At 57.0% G+C, this 15,158-nt stretch carries 15 protein-coding genes and 1 tRNA gene; 12 read left to right on the top strand and 4 right to left on the bottom strand.

Translation table 11 applies throughout. The features are described 5' to 3' along the window. The first annotated feature begins 56 nt into the window (after positions 1-56). Positions 57-132: transfer RNA gene (locus tag DDT56_RS23640), tRNA-Trp, on the top strand. A 147-nt stretch (positions 133-279) separates the two neighbouring features. Here DDT56_RS23640 and hdfR read toward each other — a convergent pair. Continuing rightward, on the bottom strand, positions 280-1,104 hold the full coding sequence (gene hdfR, locus DDT56_RS23635; RefSeq protein ID WP_136168798.1) for an HTH-type transcriptional regulator HdfR: 825 nt from the start codon (positions 1,102-1,104) through the stop codon (positions 280-282). A 119-nt stretch (positions 1,105-1,223) separates the two neighbouring features. On the opposite strand from hdfR, the gene DDT56_RS23630 reads away from it, so the two are divergent. Continuing rightward, positions 1,224-1,562, top strand: coding sequence for a MaoP family protein (locus DDT56_RS23630; RefSeq protein WP_136168797.1), 339 nt, complete (start codon positions 1,224-1,226; stop codon positions 1,560-1,562). A gap of 128 nt (positions 1,563-1,690) precedes the next feature. Here DDT56_RS23630 and DDT56_RS23625 read toward each other — a convergent pair whose 3' ends face one another. Beyond that, a complete protein-coding gene (locus DDT56_RS23625) occupies positions 1,691-3,217 on the bottom strand; it encodes a YifB family Mg chelatase-like AAA ATPase (protein ID WP_136168796.1) in 1,527 nt (508 codons plus the stop codon). 485 nt (positions 3,218-3,702) lie between these two features. Between DDT56_RS23625 and ilvL the strand changes: the two genes are divergently transcribed. The 9 genes from ilvL to DDT56_RS23580 all read left to right on the top strand — a co-directional run bounded on the left by ilvL (position 3,703) and on the right by DDT56_RS23580 (position 12,003). Beyond that, complete coding sequence (ilvL, locus tag DDT56_RS23620) at positions 3,703-3,801, top strand: ilv operon leader peptide (protein ID WP_071778504.1); 99 nt, start codon at positions 3,703-3,705, stop codon at positions 3,799-3,801. 140 nt (positions 3,802-3,941) lie between these two features. Further along, the gene (gene ilvG / locus DDT56_RS23615) at positions 3,942-5,588 is read left to right on the top strand and encodes an acetolactate synthase 2 catalytic subunit (protein ID WP_136168795.1); all 1,647 of its coding nucleotides are present in this window, start codon (positions 3,942-3,944) and stop codon (positions 5,586-5,588) included. Between the two features lie 17 nt (positions 5,589-5,605). Further along, positions 5,606-5,869, top strand: a complete 264-nt coding sequence (gene ilvM / locus DDT56_RS23610) for an acetolactate synthase 2 small subunit (protein WP_136168794.1) — start codon at positions 5,606-5,608, stop codon at positions 5,867-5,869. 24 nt (positions 5,870-5,893) lie between these two features. Further along, positions 5,894-6,820, top strand: coding sequence for a branched-chain amino acid transaminase (locus tag DDT56_RS23605; protein ID WP_009111011.1), 927 nt, complete (start codon positions 5,894-5,896; stop codon positions 6,818-6,820). Positions 6,821-6,902: 82 nt separating this feature from the next. Then, on the top strand, positions 6,903-8,753 hold the full coding sequence (gene ilvD / locus DDT56_RS23600; RefSeq protein ID WP_136168793.1) for a dihydroxy-acid dehydratase: 1,851 nt from the start codon (positions 6,903-6,905) through the stop codon (positions 8,751-8,753). 5 nt (positions 8,754-8,758) lie between these two features. After that, positions 8,759-10,303: a threonine ammonia-lyase, biosynthetic gene (gene ilvA, locus DDT56_RS23595; RefSeq protein ID WP_136168792.1), complete on the top strand. Its 1,545-nt coding sequence runs from the start codon at positions 8,759-8,761 to the stop codon at positions 10,301-10,303. A gap of 96 nt (positions 10,304-10,399) precedes the next feature. Next, positions 10,400-11,104, top strand: a complete 705-nt coding sequence (locus DDT56_RS23590; protein ID WP_136168791.1) for a DUF2461 domain-containing protein — start codon at positions 10,400-10,402, stop codon at positions 11,102-11,104. 135 nt (positions 11,105-11,239) lie between these two features. Then, a complete protein-coding gene (locus DDT56_RS23585; RefSeq protein ID WP_136168790.1) occupies positions 11,240-11,689 on the top strand; it encodes an STM2901 family protein in 450 nt (149 codons plus the stop codon). Continuing rightward, positions 11,689-12,003, top strand: coding sequence for a DUF1493 family protein (locus DDT56_RS23580; protein ID WP_136168789.1), 315 nt, complete (start codon positions 11,689-11,691; stop codon positions 12,001-12,003). Before DDT56_RS23585 ends, DDT56_RS23580 begins: the two co-directional genes overlap by 1 nt. 18 nt (positions 12,004-12,021) lie before the next feature. On the opposite strand, the gene DDT56_RS23575 is transcribed toward DDT56_RS23580, so the two are convergent. Together DDT56_RS23575 and ilvY are read right to left on the bottom strand one after the other, a co-directional pair. Beyond that, on the bottom strand, positions 12,022-12,480 hold the full coding sequence (locus DDT56_RS23575) for a thermonuclease family protein (RefSeq protein WP_168197683.1): 459 nt from the start codon (positions 12,478-12,480) through the stop codon (positions 12,022-12,024). Positions 12,481-12,521: 41 nt separating this feature from the next. Continuing rightward, on the bottom strand, positions 12,522-13,412 hold the full coding sequence (gene ilvY / locus DDT56_RS23570) for an HTH-type transcriptional activator IlvY (protein ID WP_136168787.1): 891 nt from the start codon (positions 13,410-13,412) through the stop codon (positions 12,522-12,524). 167 nt (positions 13,413-13,579) lie between these two features. On the opposite strand from ilvY, the gene ilvC reads away from it, so the two are divergent. Then, complete coding sequence (gene ilvC, locus DDT56_RS23565) at positions 13,580-15,058, top strand: ketol-acid reductoisomerase (RefSeq protein ID WP_136168786.1); 1,479 nt, start codon at positions 13,580-13,582, stop codon at positions 15,056-15,058. Positions 15,059-15,158: the final 100 nt, after the last annotated feature.

Raw genomic sequence — 15,158 nt, 5'->3', positions numbered from 1 at the left:
TGCCTGTCACGCAGGGGGTCGCGGGTTCGAGTCCCGTCCGTTCCGCCACCCTATTTAGGGGCGTAGTTCAATTGGTAGAGCACCGGTCTCCAAAACCGGGTGTTGGGAGTTCGAGTCTCTCCGCCCCTGCCAGATAAAAACCCTTCACTTCATCGTGAAGGGTTTTTTGTTTTAATTTTTCGTCTCGTCATTATCCATTCCAGCGCTGGCCATGGGTAAACGGAGTCAAGCATGCCCGGATTAGCCAGAGCATGCTCAATATCCCCCCGATAGTGCCGTTTATGCTAATTCAATAGGGTTTTTCAGCAACTGCCGAATCAGCGCTTGCTGATCGCTGTTTTGCAGCCAAACCGCATAAAACGGACGCACAACGGCCGGCGTATCCCCCAGCACTTTCAAATGCCTGTACTTCTGTGCCCAGTGACTGGGTAAAAATGCGCAACCGCCGGTTGTCGCCAATAATTTGCGCGTCAGATGGGCTGACGTCGTGGTGAGAACCGGATGCTGTTCGCTGGTCAGCAGATTATTTTCCTGCTGATGGAAATCAGCCCCCCATTCCAGCTTGATGTAAGGCAATTCCTGATTGATTTCATTCGTTGCCGAGGTAAACAGCGAGAGTGAGAAATCACCGAGCAGTTGGCTGGCTAACTCCTCCATTTTGGGCTGTTCCGTGGTAATGAGCAGATCCAGCTGGCGTTCATGCAGTTGTTTTACCAGCGAATGGCGCAGGGCGATGCGCGCCTCCAGTTGCAGCAACGGGCGTTGGGCATAAATCGTTTGCAGCCACGGGGTTAAATACGCCTCCCATAGCGACGCGGTGGCTCCAATCGACAGAAGACTATGTTGCTGTGAACGCGCCACCTCTTTTTTAGCCAGCTGCCAGGTGCCGATCAGGCTTTCCGCATAGGGTAAAAGCCGTTCTCCCGCCGGCGTCAGACGGATATTGTTGCGGTGACGAGTGAATAAATTTGCGCCAAGCTGGGTCTCTAATTGACGGATGCGAAAACTGACCGCGGACTGCGTCAGGTAGAGAGATTCTGCGGCGCGACCAAAGTGTCTTGTCCTGCTGACTTCCAGAAAGGTTTTCAGTAATTCGGTATCCACGCCTATCTCCAAAAAAATTTGTCGTGATGATTTAAATGTTTTGTTTTACACATTGTCAAGCCTATCTAATACTCCGCGCCATAAACAGCACGACCATAAAAGAATTAGGAGCGTGTAAGATGGCGGAAAGCTTCTCTACCAATAATCGTTTTTTTGATAACAAGTTTTACCCACGTGGTTTTTCCCGACACGGCGACTTTACTATTAAAGAAGCACAACTGTTGGAACGCCATGGTTATGCTTTTAACGAACTCGATCTGGGTAAACGCGAACCGGTCACTGAGGAAGAGGTACAGTTTGTGGCGATGTGCCGCGGCGAACGTAAGGCCGAAACGGACATGGAAAAAATATGGTCCAAGTATATGGATCGTATCCGTCGTCCTAAGCGGTTCCACACGCTGTCGGGCGGTAAGCCGCAAATGGATGCGGTGGAAGAATACATCGAAAGCGACGATTAATAAAAACGGGGCGTAAGCTCAATGCCGATCGTTCAAGGATTGTTGAGCGATCCGCCGGTCGGTGCGAAAAGGGTTCATGGTCTTCCATGAGCCTTTTTTATTGCGCCGACTGGCGTACCGTCTTCATTTTATTCCAGATTTTTGTGCAGTTGTATAAGCAGACGATCCATACATCGGTAGTTAAGCGCTTCTGCAAGATGTTTTCTCTGTATATTATCCTGTTCGCCGAGATCGGCGATGGTTCGGGCGACTTTCAGTATCCTGTGCCAGGCGCGGACGGATAACCCCAGTTTGCTCATCACCTCTTCCAGATAGGCCGCATCACCCGATTCCAGCCGGCAATGTTTTTCTACTTCATGGGGATTTAACAGCGCGTTGGTTTTATTGGCCCGCTTAAGCTGCCTCTGCCGTGCGGCCAGAACACGTTCCCTGACGACCGCGCTGCTTTCCCCCTGATAAACCTGCCGGCGCAATATGCCGGGCGGCAGCAAAGGAACCTCAATCGAAATATCAAAGCGATCCAGAAAGGGACCGGAAAGTTTGCCGAGATAACGTAAAATCTGCCGTGCGGGCAGGCGGTTATGAATGCCCTGATAATGGCCGGAAGGGCTGGGGTTCATCGCCGCAACCAGCTGTACCCTGGCCGGATAGCAAACTTTTGCCCGGGTGCGGGAGATAATGATTTCTCCTGACTCTAACGGTTCGCGCAGTGAGTCCAGCACGCGGCGCTCAAATTCGGGCAGTTCATCGAGAAACAGCACGCCGTTGTGCGCCAGGGAAATTTCACCCGGTTTAGGCAGCGAGCCGCCGCCGACCAGCGCCGCCATGGAGGCGCTGTGATGCGGCGTCCTGAACGGCCTGGTGCGCCATCGGGTCATGGTGGCGTCGATATTTATCAGGCTATTGATCGCCGCGCTTTCCAGCGCCTCTTCGTCGCTCAACGGAGGCATCAGGTTGCCGAGCCGGCTGGCTAGCATGGTTTTCCCCGTTCCCGGCGGCCCAAGCAACAGCAGGTTATGTCCGCCGGCCGCCGTGATCTCCAGCGCCCGCTTTGCCTGCTCCTGTCCGATAATATCTTTCAGGTCGGGCTCGTCGTTATTGAACGAGGGGGGCTCGGGAATCGTGCTGCAACGCACCAACTCTTCCTCGCCTTGTAAAAACGCGCAAACCTGCAGCAGATGTCCCGCCATCAGCGCTTCTCCCTGCGGGATCAGCGCCATTTCCAGCTTATTGCCGTCTGGCAGGATGAGCTGACGGCCGGATTTTATCGCTTCCAACGCAGCCGGAATGGCGCCGTTGACCGACCGTAGCGCGCCTGAGAGGCCCAGCTCGCCGAGAAACTCATAGCGGCTTAACCTTTCCCCGCGGATTTGCTCCGAGGCCGCGAGAACGGCCAGGGCGATAGGGAGATCGTAACGGCCGCCCTCTTTGGGAAGGTCGGCAGGGGCCAGATTGACCGTAATACGTTTGGCGGGGAATGAGAATCCGCAATTGATAAGCGCGCTGCGTACACGATCGCGCGCCTCTTTGACGGTGGTTTCCGGCAAGCCAACCAGCGTAAGGGCCGGTAATCCGCTGCTGATGTGCACCTCAATGGATACCTCCGGCGCCTGCACGCCTATCATTGCCCGTGTATAGGTAACTGCCAGTGACATACTGTTCTCCCTTCGATAAGGGAGGCATGATGCGAAATAACGGGCAAGAAAGGGATGAGGGGATGGTGTTTTCGCGCAGTGGTTTTGAAAAATAGTTCCTTTTCGCAGTGCATTGCCTGAGGAGTGCGTAACCTGTCGCAGAAGCGGCCTATGGCGCGGGGCGATTTTTTGGCGTTATGCGATCTTTACATTGACGTCACGCGGCGGCGAGAGAACTGATATAATCATCGCACGCCATCCCGGTTGCGCCCGTTTTCCGCGTAACGGTGTTGCCATTAATATACTCATCAATCGCCGAACCGTTTAAATTCCCGATTGTGCCGACATTAACCTGAATGCCTGCTACCTTAATGATTACATTCTATTTTTTAGCGGGTCTTATTCTGCGCTACAGAAAAGCATCGAAAAAATTGTTGTCATATCGTGCTGGAATGTGATAACTCTGTATGCATTCGTTCGACAGTAGATTAATGAACACTCTATTTATGAAAGCTTTCTCCCTAGTGATTAGCCTAGTCGTGATTAGCGTGGTGGTGATTATTATCCCACCGTGCGGGGCAGCACTTGGACGAAGAATGGCTTAGAAATCAGGCCCGAATTCAAGAAAACCCCCGCACCGAAAGGTCGGGGGTTTTTTTTCGGGCGCAATGTATAACGTAAGGGAGCAGAAAATGGTTAGTGGTACAGAATGCTGTTATTCCCGCAAGATGTTGGGGAAATAACGATGAATGGGGCTCAGTGGGTGGTACAAGCGTTGCGGGCGCAGGGAGTGGACACCGTTTTCGGTTATCCCGGAGGCGCGATTATGCCGGTCTATGATGCACTTTATGACGGCGGCGTAGAACACCTACTGTGTCGCCATGAGCAAGGCGCCGCCATGGCGGCGATTGGCTATGCCCGCGCAACCGGCAAGGTGGGCGTATGTATCGCCACTTCCGGCCCCGGCGCGACGAACCTGATAACTGGATTGGCGGATGCGTTGCTGGATTCCGTTCCTATCGTCGCGATCACCGGGCAGGTGGGGTCGACGCTGATCGGTACCGATGCGTTTCAGGAGATCGACGTACTGGGTTTGTCTCTGGCCTGTACCAAGCACAGTTTCCTGGTTGAGTCGCCGGAGTCGCTGCCCGAAGTGATGGCCGAAGCTTTCGCCATTGCCGGCAGCGGGCGTCCGGGGCCTGTTCTGATTGATATTCCTAAAGATATCCAACTGGCCGAAGGGGACTTCACGCCGCGTTTCGCGCCTGTCGATAACCGCGTCGACTTTCCCGCAGCGGATATCGCGCTGGCGCGCGCGATGCTGGCCAAGGCGCAGAAGCCGGTGCTGTACGTTGGCGGCGGCGTGGGTATGGCGCAGGCGGTTCCCGCTTTGCGCGAGTTTATCGCCGCTACCGAAATGCCGTCTGTCGTGACGCTGAAAGGGCTGGGAAGCGTGGATGCCAATCATCCCTACTATCTGGGTATGATTGGCATGCACGGTACGAAAGCGGCCAACCTGATGGTTCAGCAATGCGACCTGCTGATCGCCGTCGGCGCCCGTTTTGACGACCGGGTGACGGGTAAGCTGAATACTTTCGCGCCCCATGCCGACGTTATCCATATGGATATCGATCCCGCCGAGTTGAGCAAGCTGCGTCAGGCCAATGTGGCGCTGCAAGGGGACCTGAACGCGCTGCTGCCCGCGTTGCAACAGCCGCTGAACGTTGATGCATGGCGGCGGCAGGCCGTGATGATGAAAGCCGAATACCCGTGGCGTTACGACCATCCGGGTCAGGCGATTTATGCCCCGGCGTTACTGAAAACGATTTCCGATCGCAAAGCGGCGAATACCGTGGTGACGACGGACGTCGGCCAGCATCAGATGTGGGCGGCTCAGCATATGGCGTTCAGCCGGCCTGAAAATTTCATCACCTCCAGCGGCCTGGGCACTATGGGATTCGGCGTTCCCGCCGCCGTGGGCGCGCAGGTCGCCCGCCCCGACGATATGGTGATCTGTATTTCGGGCGACGGCTCTTTTATGATGAATATTCAGGAGTTGGGCACCATCAAGCGAAAACGGTTGCCGGTGAAGATCGTGCTGCTGGATAACCAACGATTAGGCATGGTTCGGCAGTGGCAGCAGCTGTTTTTTGATCAACGCTATAGTGAAACCAACCTCTCCGATAACCCCGATTTCCTGACGCTGGCAAGCGCTTTTGATATTCCCGGCCAACGCATCACCCATAAAAACCAGATTGACGCCGCGCTGGATGCCCTGTTTAACAGCGAAGGGCCATACCTGCTGCACGTTTCCATCGATGAGTACGAGAATGTCTGGCCGCTGGTGCCGCCCGGCGCCGGTAACGAAACGATGTTAGATAAAACAGAATAATAGCTGGAGAAAACAACATGACACGCCATCAGCTTTCGATTCAGGCCCGCTTCCGTCCAGAGATTCTGGAGCGTGTACTGCGCGTTGCCCGTCACCGTGGCTTTCAGGTCTGCGCCATGAATATGGCGCAGAGCGCCAATACCAACGATCACATTAATATTGAACTGACCGTTGCCAGTCATCGCCCGATAGATTTATTGTCGGCGCAATTAAGCAAGTTGCTGGATATTGCCTGCGTTGAAATCCAGCCAATGACCGCATCACAACAGTTCAGTGCCTAACACAGAGAGTAAGGAAAATAAAAAATGACCAAGAAAGCCGACTACATTTGGTTTAACGGGGAAATGGTTCCGTGGGCGGATGCTAAAGTTCATGTTATGTCGCACGCCTTGCATTATGGGACGTCGGTATTTGAAGGCGTCCGTTGCTATAACACGCATAAAGGACCCGCGGTGTTCCGTCACCGCGAGCATATGCAGCGCCTGCATGACTCGGCGAAAATTTACCGTATGCCCTTGCAGCAGAGCGTCGACGAACTGATGGAAGCGTGCCGCGCGACGTTACGCAAAAACAACCTCACCAGCGCCTATATTCGCCCGCTGGTGTTTGTGGGCGACGTCGGTATGGGCGTCAATCCGCCGGACGGCTATAAAACCGATGTGATTATCGCCGCCTTCCCGTGGGGCGCCTATCTGGGCGAAGAGGCGCTGGATCAGGGGATCGACGCGATGGTGTCTTCATGGCATCGCGTTGCGGCGAATACCATCCCCACCGCGGCGAAAGCCGGGGGCAACTATCTTTCGTCGCTGCTGGTGGGCAGCGAAGCCCGCCGCCATGGCTATCAGGAAGGGATTGCGCTGGATGTGCACGGCTATGTGTCCGAAGGCGCGGGCGAAAACCTGTTTGAGGTGAAAGACGGCATCATTTTCACCCCGCCGTTTACCTCTTCGGCGCTGCCGGGGATTACGCGCGATGCGATTATCAAACTGGCGAAAGCGTCGGGTTTTGAGGTTCGCGAGCAGGTGCTGTCGCGCGAGTCGCTGTATCTGGCGGATGAAGTGTTTATGTCCGGCACCGCGGCGGAAATTACCCCGGTTCGCAGCGTCGACGGCATTCAGGTCGGTATTGGCAAATGCGGCCCGGTAACCAAAAAACTACAACAGGCGTTCTTTGGGCTATTTAGCGGTGAAACCGCGGATAAATGGGGCTGGCTGGATCCGGTAAACCCTTAATCAATACAAGATGACAGACAGAATCAGGCGATGGCGCGCTTCGCCATTCGCCCACTAAGTTAATACTGGAGTAAACAAGAGTATGCCTAAGTACCGTTCAGCCACCACCACGCACGGCCGTAACATGGCCGGCGCCCGAGCCCTGTGGCGCGCCACCGGAATGACCGACGACGATTTTGGCAAGCCGATTATCGCGGTGGTTAACTCATTCACGCAGTTCGTTCCCGGCCACGTGCATTTGCGCGACCTGGGAAAACTGGTTGCCGAGCAAATCGAAGCCTCCGGCGGCGTGGCGAAGGAGTTCAATACCATTGCGGTTGATGACGGTATCGCCATGGGGCATGGCGGTATGCTCTATTCTCTGCCTTCGCGCGAGCTGATCGCCGACTCGGTTGAATACATGGTCAACGCGCACTGCGCCGACGCCATGGTGTGTATTTCCAACTGCGACAAAATCACCCCCGGCATGATGATGGCCGCGCTGCGCCTGAACATTCCGGTGATCTTTGTCTCCGGCGGGCCGATGGAAGCGGGGAAAACCAAACTTTCCAATCAGATCATCAAGCTGGATCTGGTGGATGCGATGATTCAGGGGGCCAACCCCAACGTCAGCGACGCCGACAGCGATCAGATCGAGCGCTCCGCCTGTCCGACCTGCGGCTCCTGCTCCGGTATGTTCACCGCCAACTCGATGAACTGCCTGACCGAGGCATTGGGCCTGTCGCAGCCGGGCAACGGCTCGCTGCTGGCGACCCACGCCGATCGTAAACAGCTGTTCCTCAACGCCGGTACACGCATCGTCGAACTGGCGAAGCGCTACTACGAGCAGGATGACGATCGCGCGCTGCCGCGCAATATCGCCACCAAGGCGGCGTTCGAAAACGCCATGACGCTGGATATCGCCATGGGGGGCTCGACCAATACCGTACTGCACCTGCTGGCGTCGGCGCAGGAAGGCGAGGTCGACTTCACGATGGAAGACATCGACCGTCTGTCGCGCAAGGTTCCGCACCTGTGCAAGGTCGCGCCGAGCACGCAGAAATACCATATGGAAGACGTGCACCGCGCCGGCGGCGTGATGGGGATCCTCGGCGAGCTGGATCGCGCCGGCCTGCTGCATCGCGACGTCTACAACGTGCTGGGCAAAACGCTGCCGGAAACGCTCGAAGCCTACGATGTGATGCTGACGCAGGATGACGGCGTGAAAAAAATGTACTCCGCCGGGCCGGCCGGTATCCGCACCACGCTGGCGTTTTCACAGGATTGCCGCTGGGATTCGCTGGACGTCGACCGTCGGGAAGGGTGTATTCGTTCCCGTGAGTTCGCCTACAGTCAGGACGGCGGTCTGGCCGTGCTGTACGGCAATCTGGCGGAAAACGGCTGCATCGTGAAGACGGCGGGCGTGGACAAGGGCAGCCTGGTGTTCCGCGGTCCGGCGAAGGTTTATGAAAGCCAGGATGATGCGGTCGCCGCGGTCCTGGGCGGAAAAGTGGTGGCGGGAGACGTGGTGGTCATTCGCTATGAAGGGCCGAAAGGCGGGCCGGGGATGCAGGAAATGCTGTACCCCACCAGCTTCCTGAAATCGATGGGGCTGGGCAAAGCCTGTGCGCTGATCACCGACGGCCGCTTCTCCGGCGGCACCTCCGGTTTGTCCATCGGCCACGCCTCGCCGGAAGCCGCCAGCGGCGGCACCATCGGTCTGGTGGAAGAGGGCGATATGATCGCCATCGATATTCCCGGCCGCAGCATCGTGCTGGAGGTGGCGGAAAAAGAGTTGGCGGCCCGCCGTGAAACCGAACTGGCGCGCGGCGACGCGGCCTGGACGCCGCGCAGCCGCGACCGTCAGGTCTCTTTTGCGCTGCGCGCTTACGCCAGTCTGGCAACCAGCGCCGATAAAGGCGCCGTTCGTGACAAGAGCAAGCTGGGAGGCTGATTATCATGGCTGTGTCACAACCTCTTCCCTCCGCGCCCTGCGGCGCGGAGTATCTGAGAGCGATCCTCCGTTCGCCGGTTTATGAAGTCACCCAGGCCACGCCGCTGGAGAAGATGGATAAACTCTCTTCGCGGCTGGGCAACGTCATTCTGGTGAAGCGCGAGGACCGGCACGCGGTGCATAGCTTTAAGCTGCGCGGCGCCTACGCGATGATGGCCGGTCTGACGGACGAGCAAAAATCGCACGGCGTGGTGACGGCGTCCGCCGGCAACCACGCTCAGGGCGTGGCGCTCTCCGCCAGCAAGCTGGGCATCAATTCGTTGATCGTGATGCCGGTGGCGACGGCGGATATCAAAGTCGACGCGGTGCGCGGCTTCGGCGGCGAAGTGCTGCTGCACGGCGCCAACTTCGATGAGGCGAAAGCCAAGGCGATAGAGCTGTCGCAGCAGCAGAAAATGACCTTTCTGCCGCCGTTCGATCACCCGGCGGTGATCGCCGGGCAGGGCACGCTGGCGCTGGAGCTGCTGCAACAGGACGCGCATCTGGACCGGGTGTTTGTGCCGGTCGGCGGCGGCGGTCTGGCCGCCGGGGTGGCGGTGCTGATTAAGCAGCTGATGCCGCAGATCAAGGTCATCGGCGTGGAAGCGGAAGATTCGGCCTGCCTGCGCGCGGCGCTGGACGCCGGTCACCCGGTGGATCTGGCGCGCGTGGGGCTGTTTGCCGAAGGCGTGGCGGTCAAGCGCATCGGCGACGAAACCTTCCGTTTGTGCCGCGAGTATCTGGATGATTCGATCACCGTGGACAGCGACGCGATCTGCGCCGCGGTAAAAGATCTGTTTGAGGATGTGCGCGCCGTCGCCGAGCCGTCCGGCGCGCTGGCGCTGGCGGGGATGAAAAAGTACATCCAGCAGCATCAGATCCAGGGCGAGCGGCTGGCGCACGTGTTATCCGGCGCCAACGTCAATTTTCACGGCCTGCGCTATGTTTCCGAGCGCTGTGAACTGGGCGAACAGCGGGAAGCCCTGCTGGCGGTCACCATTCCGGAGAAAAAAGGCAGCTTCCTGACCTTTTGCCAACTGCTGGGCGGCCGTGCGGTTACCGAATTCAACTATCGCTATGCGGATGACCATGACGCCTGCATTTTTGTCGGCGTGCGCCTGACGCGCGGTCACGCGGAGCGCGAAGAGATCATTGCCGAGCTGTCCGCGGGCGGCTATAAGGTGGTGGACTTATCCGACGACGAAATGGCCAAGCTGCACGTGCGCTACATGGTGGGCGGACGGCCGTCAAAACCCCTGCGGGAGCGACTGTATAGCTTTGAATTTCCCGAATCGCCGGGCGCGTTGCTGAAGTTCCTGCACACCCTGGGCACCCATTGGAATATTTCGCTGTTCCACTACCGCAGCCACGGTATGGATTTTGGCCGGGTGCTGGCGGCGTTTGAACTGGAAGATCGCGATCCGTCGTTCGAGCGCCATCTGCAGGAGCTGGGCTATGAGTGCCATGACGAGACCAGTAATCCGTCGTTTCGCTTCTTTCTGGCAGGCTAGCGGCTGAATTTGTCTTGCCCGCGCTCCCGATGGCGTTTCATGGTCGGGAGCGTTATCGTTACGTTATTCAACGGGTCATACGGATAATGTAAAACCATGGCAACGCATTTCAACGGCTTTTCCCAACGGGGATTGACCTTTCTTCAGCAGGTACGCCAATACAACGATAAAGCGTGGTTTGATGAACATCGTGAAATTTACGATCGGCAATTAGTGGCTCCCTTTCGGGCATTGGTCGATGAGCTCAGCCTGACCATGTTGCAGATTGACGATCATTTTGAAACCCGCCCGGCCATCGGCAAAACGCTGTCCCGCATTCACCGCGATACCCGCTTTTCCCATGATAAATCACGCTATCGCAGCCAGATGTGGCTGACGTTCAAGCGCACCCGTAAGGACTGGACGGATGCGCCGGTCTATTTCTTTGAAATAGCGCCGGACTTCTGGCGCTATGGCCTGGGGTATTACAGCGCGACGCGCAACACCATGGAGCTGTTCCGTCAAACGCTGCGCGGCAATCCGCAGCGCTTTCTCGCGGCGGCGAGCTGTTTACAGGACCGCTTTAAGCTGGAAGGGGAAAGTTACAAACGTCCGCTGATAAAAGAGCAGCCGGCGGAACTGGCCGACTGGTATAACCGCAAATCCTTTGCCGCCATTTGTACCCGCCAGGATATGGAAGCGCTCTTCTCCGATGAGCTGGCCGCGACCCTGGCGCAGGATTTTACCCAACTCGAGCCGCTCTATCGCTATCTGAGGGAAATCGAAGCCATGAAAAAAGCCGATGTTGCGCATTATGGTTGACTGGAGAGTCGGCCGGGGGATGTTTTTGAAATACATTAACAGGCTAATCAATAATAAGTATTATCTGATAAATATCATGGGCCTGGACAGATATTCTCCATCGGTACTGAATGGATCCAGATTGGAGGGGGAGGAATGGATACAGTTGAAGAGTTGCGCGGAACGTATTTTTTTGACGGTATGAGTGTTGATAAGGACGAGCTTCTGCTCTGGCTGATTCTTGATGAATTTAAGAAACAGTTCAGGGGGGTGATTGATATGCTTGCTATCGCGTCGATGCTCGTCAGCCTACCGCTCATTCCTGTGAGTGGTAAGTTGGGGGCAGGCGCGGCCACCAGAGGTACAAGCCCGCTTTCTCTGGCCAGTCGTACACTTATTCGCCAGAGGTTTAACACAGGACGCAGAACCATTACCTGGGCAAAAATGTTACGCGGCGAATGGGCTTATACGACCAGTATTGGCGCATATATTGGCCGCTGGCTTCCGTGGGTGGGGGCGGTTGTGACAGCTTATGATCTCGCCATGATTACTCGGAATGTCATACACCGTTATGAGCTGATTGTTGGTGTAGGAGGCAGACGGTAATGACCAAAGCCGATCATGTGCGGGTGCTTATAAAAAAACATTTCTGGGAAATGCCGGATGAAGCCTCCCTGAGCACGGGTAAAAAATGCGTTTTGCCTGAAGATGCCACTGATTTTCTGCAGGAATACGCGGAGAAACTACACGTCGATATGACCGGATTTAACTTCCGGCGATATTTTCCTAACGAAGGGATTCGCTTCCTTCCTAATGCCATTCTCCCCAGATACCTGCAAACGGATCACCATGCTCCAGAGCCTATGACTATTCAGATGCTGATCGCTTCCGCAGAGGCTGGCCGTTGGCTTTATGACTGAAAAAAGCGAGCCTCCCCGTCAGCGCGTCCGGCGGTACGTCCAGGGCGCCTGCGGATAGGATTGACGCCACAGGCCCAGCCGTTGGCGGCGGGCGGCGTTTTCACGGCTCATTAACTCGCGGTCGTTACGGTAGTCTCGGTACACCCACGCGTGGCCGTTGCGCAGCAGTTCCAGATTGATATTGCTGTTCCGGTAATAGACCGTGCCGAGGTAGCGGCCGTAGCGATCCTTTTCCTCATACCGTACCGTCACCCGTTTCCCGCCGACCCGCCTGTCCAACGCGCGGCGGGACTCCTTGCCGTAAGGCTGGCGATATTCCGGCGCGTCGATGCCCAACATGCGGATGCGGTAGTCAACGCCGCTGTGGCGCACCAGGAGGGTGTCGCCGTCAACGACTTTCACCACCTTGCCGCTGAGCGTCGCCGCCAGCGCGGGAGCGGAGAACAGCAATATCGCCGCCAGCAAAAACGATTTCATCGATACCTTCCTTGTGGCCGGTCGGATAAATAGCGCCCGCTTTATGATTTTTCCCGTAGCGTTTCCCAGAACGCGGCGATTAACGGCTCGCTTAGCCGCTTTTTCTGCACGCATACGCCCAGGTCCAGCGGTTCCATCGCATTTTCGGCGAAAACCGAGACGCGATTGCGCACCGGCTCCGGGCTGTTTTCCAGCACCACGTCCGGGATCAGCGCGATGCCGCAGCCCAGGGCCACCATCGACACCATCGCCTCGTGGCCCGACACGGTGGCGTAAATCTGCGGATTGGCGATATGGTGGCGGCGAAACCACAGTTCGATACGCTTCCGTACCGGCCCGTGTTCCGGCAGAATAAACGGGATTTGCGCCCAGTCGGTGTCGGGCTGCTTCACCTGCGCCTGAACCGGGCAGGGCAGCGCCGGGATAATCAGCGACAGCGGGATGCTGCCGATGGGCATAAAATCCACGCTGGCGGGCAGCGTTTCCGGATGTCCGGCGATACCCAAATCGGCGTCGTTGGACTGGACCTTATCGACGGCGTCGGCGGCGTCGCCGGTGGTCAGTTTGATCTCCACCAGCGGATGTTCGGCGCGGAAGCGATCCAGGATCGGCGGCAAATGGCTGTAGGCGGCGGTAACGGAGCAAAAAATACGCAGTTCGCCGCTGAGCGACGGCCCGCGCTGACCGATAAGGTGCCGTAGCTGCTGATATTGCAGCAGCGTCTGCTGGGCGAACAGTTTCAGATGTTCCCCCGCATCGGTCAGCTGCACGGTGCGGTTATCGCGCTGAAACAGGGTTTGACCGAGGTCTTCCTCCAGCCGTTGAATCTGTCGCGACAGCGTGGAAGGGCTGATATGCATCGCTTTGGCCGTGCGGCCGAAATGGCGGCTTTCCGCCAAGTGGAGAAACAATTTGAGATCACGTAAATCCATGCGCGGCGAGCCTCGTTGTTATCTTGCAGATCTTGCAATATGACGTTGTTAATATATCAATTTAAGCAACGCATTTCCTGTCATATGATGAGTGCCATAATGGTTTCCCATCTGGCGGGAAACCTTTCCCGAATAACAGACAAACAAAACAGTATACGGAGCATGACATGGCTAACTATTTCAACACATTGAACCTGCGTCAGCAGCTGGCGCAATTGGGTCAGTGTCGTTTTATGGGACGTGACGAATTCGCCGATGAAGCGGGCTACCTGAAAGGCAAAAAAGTGGTGATCGTCGGCTGTGGCGCCCAGGGTCTGAACCAGGGGCTGAATATGCGTGACTCCGGTCTGGATATCGCCTACGCCCTGCGCCAGGAAGCGATCGCCGAGAAGCGCGCCTCATGGCGTAAAGCCACCGAAAACGGCTTTACCGTCGGCACTTACGAAGAACTGATCCCGCAGGCCGATCTGGTGGTTAACCTGACGCCGGACAAACAGCACTCCGCGGTGGTTCAGGCGGTTCAACCGCTGATGAAGCAGGGCGCGGCGCTGGGTTACTCCCACGGTTTCAATATCGTGGAAGTGGGCGAGCAGATTCGTAAAGACATCACCGTGGTGATGGTGGCGCCGAAGTGCCCCGGCACCGAAGTGCGTGAAGAATACAAACGCGGTTTCGGCGTGCCGACGCTGATCGCCGTTCACCCGGAAAACGATCCGCAGGGCGAAGGCATGGCGATCGCCAAAGCCTGGGCCGCGGCGACCGGCGGTCATCGCGCCGGCGTGCTGCAATCCTCTTTCGTGGCCGAAGTGAAGTCCGACCTGATGGGCGAGCAGACCATCCTGTGCGGTATGCTGCAGGCGGGTTCCCTGCTGAGCTTCGATAAGCTGGTGGCTGACGGCGCGGATGCCGCCTATGCGGAAAAACTGGTGCAGTTCGGCTGGGAAACCATTACCGAAGCGCTGAAGCAGGGCGGCATTACGCTGATGATGGACCGCCTGTCCAACCCGGCGAAACTGCGCGCCTATGCGCTGTCCGAACAGCTGAAAGAGATTATGGCGCCGCTGTTCCAGAAGCATATGGACGACATCATCTCCGGCGAATTCTCCAGCGGCATGATGGCGGACTGGGCCAACGACGACGTCAAACTGCTGACCTGGCGTGAGGAAACCGGCAAAACGGCGTTCGAAAACGCGCCGCAGTTTGACGGTAAAATCTCCGAGCAGGAATACTTCGACCACGGCGTGCTGCTGATCGCCATGGTGAAAGCCGGGGTTGAGCTGGCGTTCGAAACCATGGTCAGCGCGGGCATCATCGAAGAGTCCGCCTACTACGAATCGCTGCATGAGCTGCCGCTGATTGCCAACACCATCGCCCGTAAGCGTCTGTATGAAATGAACGTGGTGATTTCCGATACCGCCGAGTACGGCAACTACCTGTTCGCCAACGCCGCGGTTCCGCTGCTGCAAGAGACGTTCATGTCTTCGCTGCAGCCGGGCGATCTGGGTAAAGCCGTTGCGGCCACCGAAGTGGATAACGCCCAACTGCGCGATGTCAATGAAGCCATCCGCAACCACCCGATCGAAGCGGTCGGCCGTACGCTGCGCGGCTATATGACCGATATGAAACGTATCGCCGTCGCCGGTTAAGTTTCCCCTCGGCTCAATACCTCAAGGCACCGCATTCGCGGTGCCTTTTTATTGTGCACAGAAAACCCCCAGCTAGGCTGGGGGTTCCGTAAAGCTTTCA

This window comes from Brenneria corticis (assembly GCF_003115855.1).
Taxonomy (GTDB): domain Bacteria; phylum Pseudomonadota; class Gammaproteobacteria; order Enterobacterales; family Enterobacteriaceae; genus Brenneria; species Brenneria corticis.
This window is presented reverse-complemented; position numbering and strand designations above follow the sequence as displayed.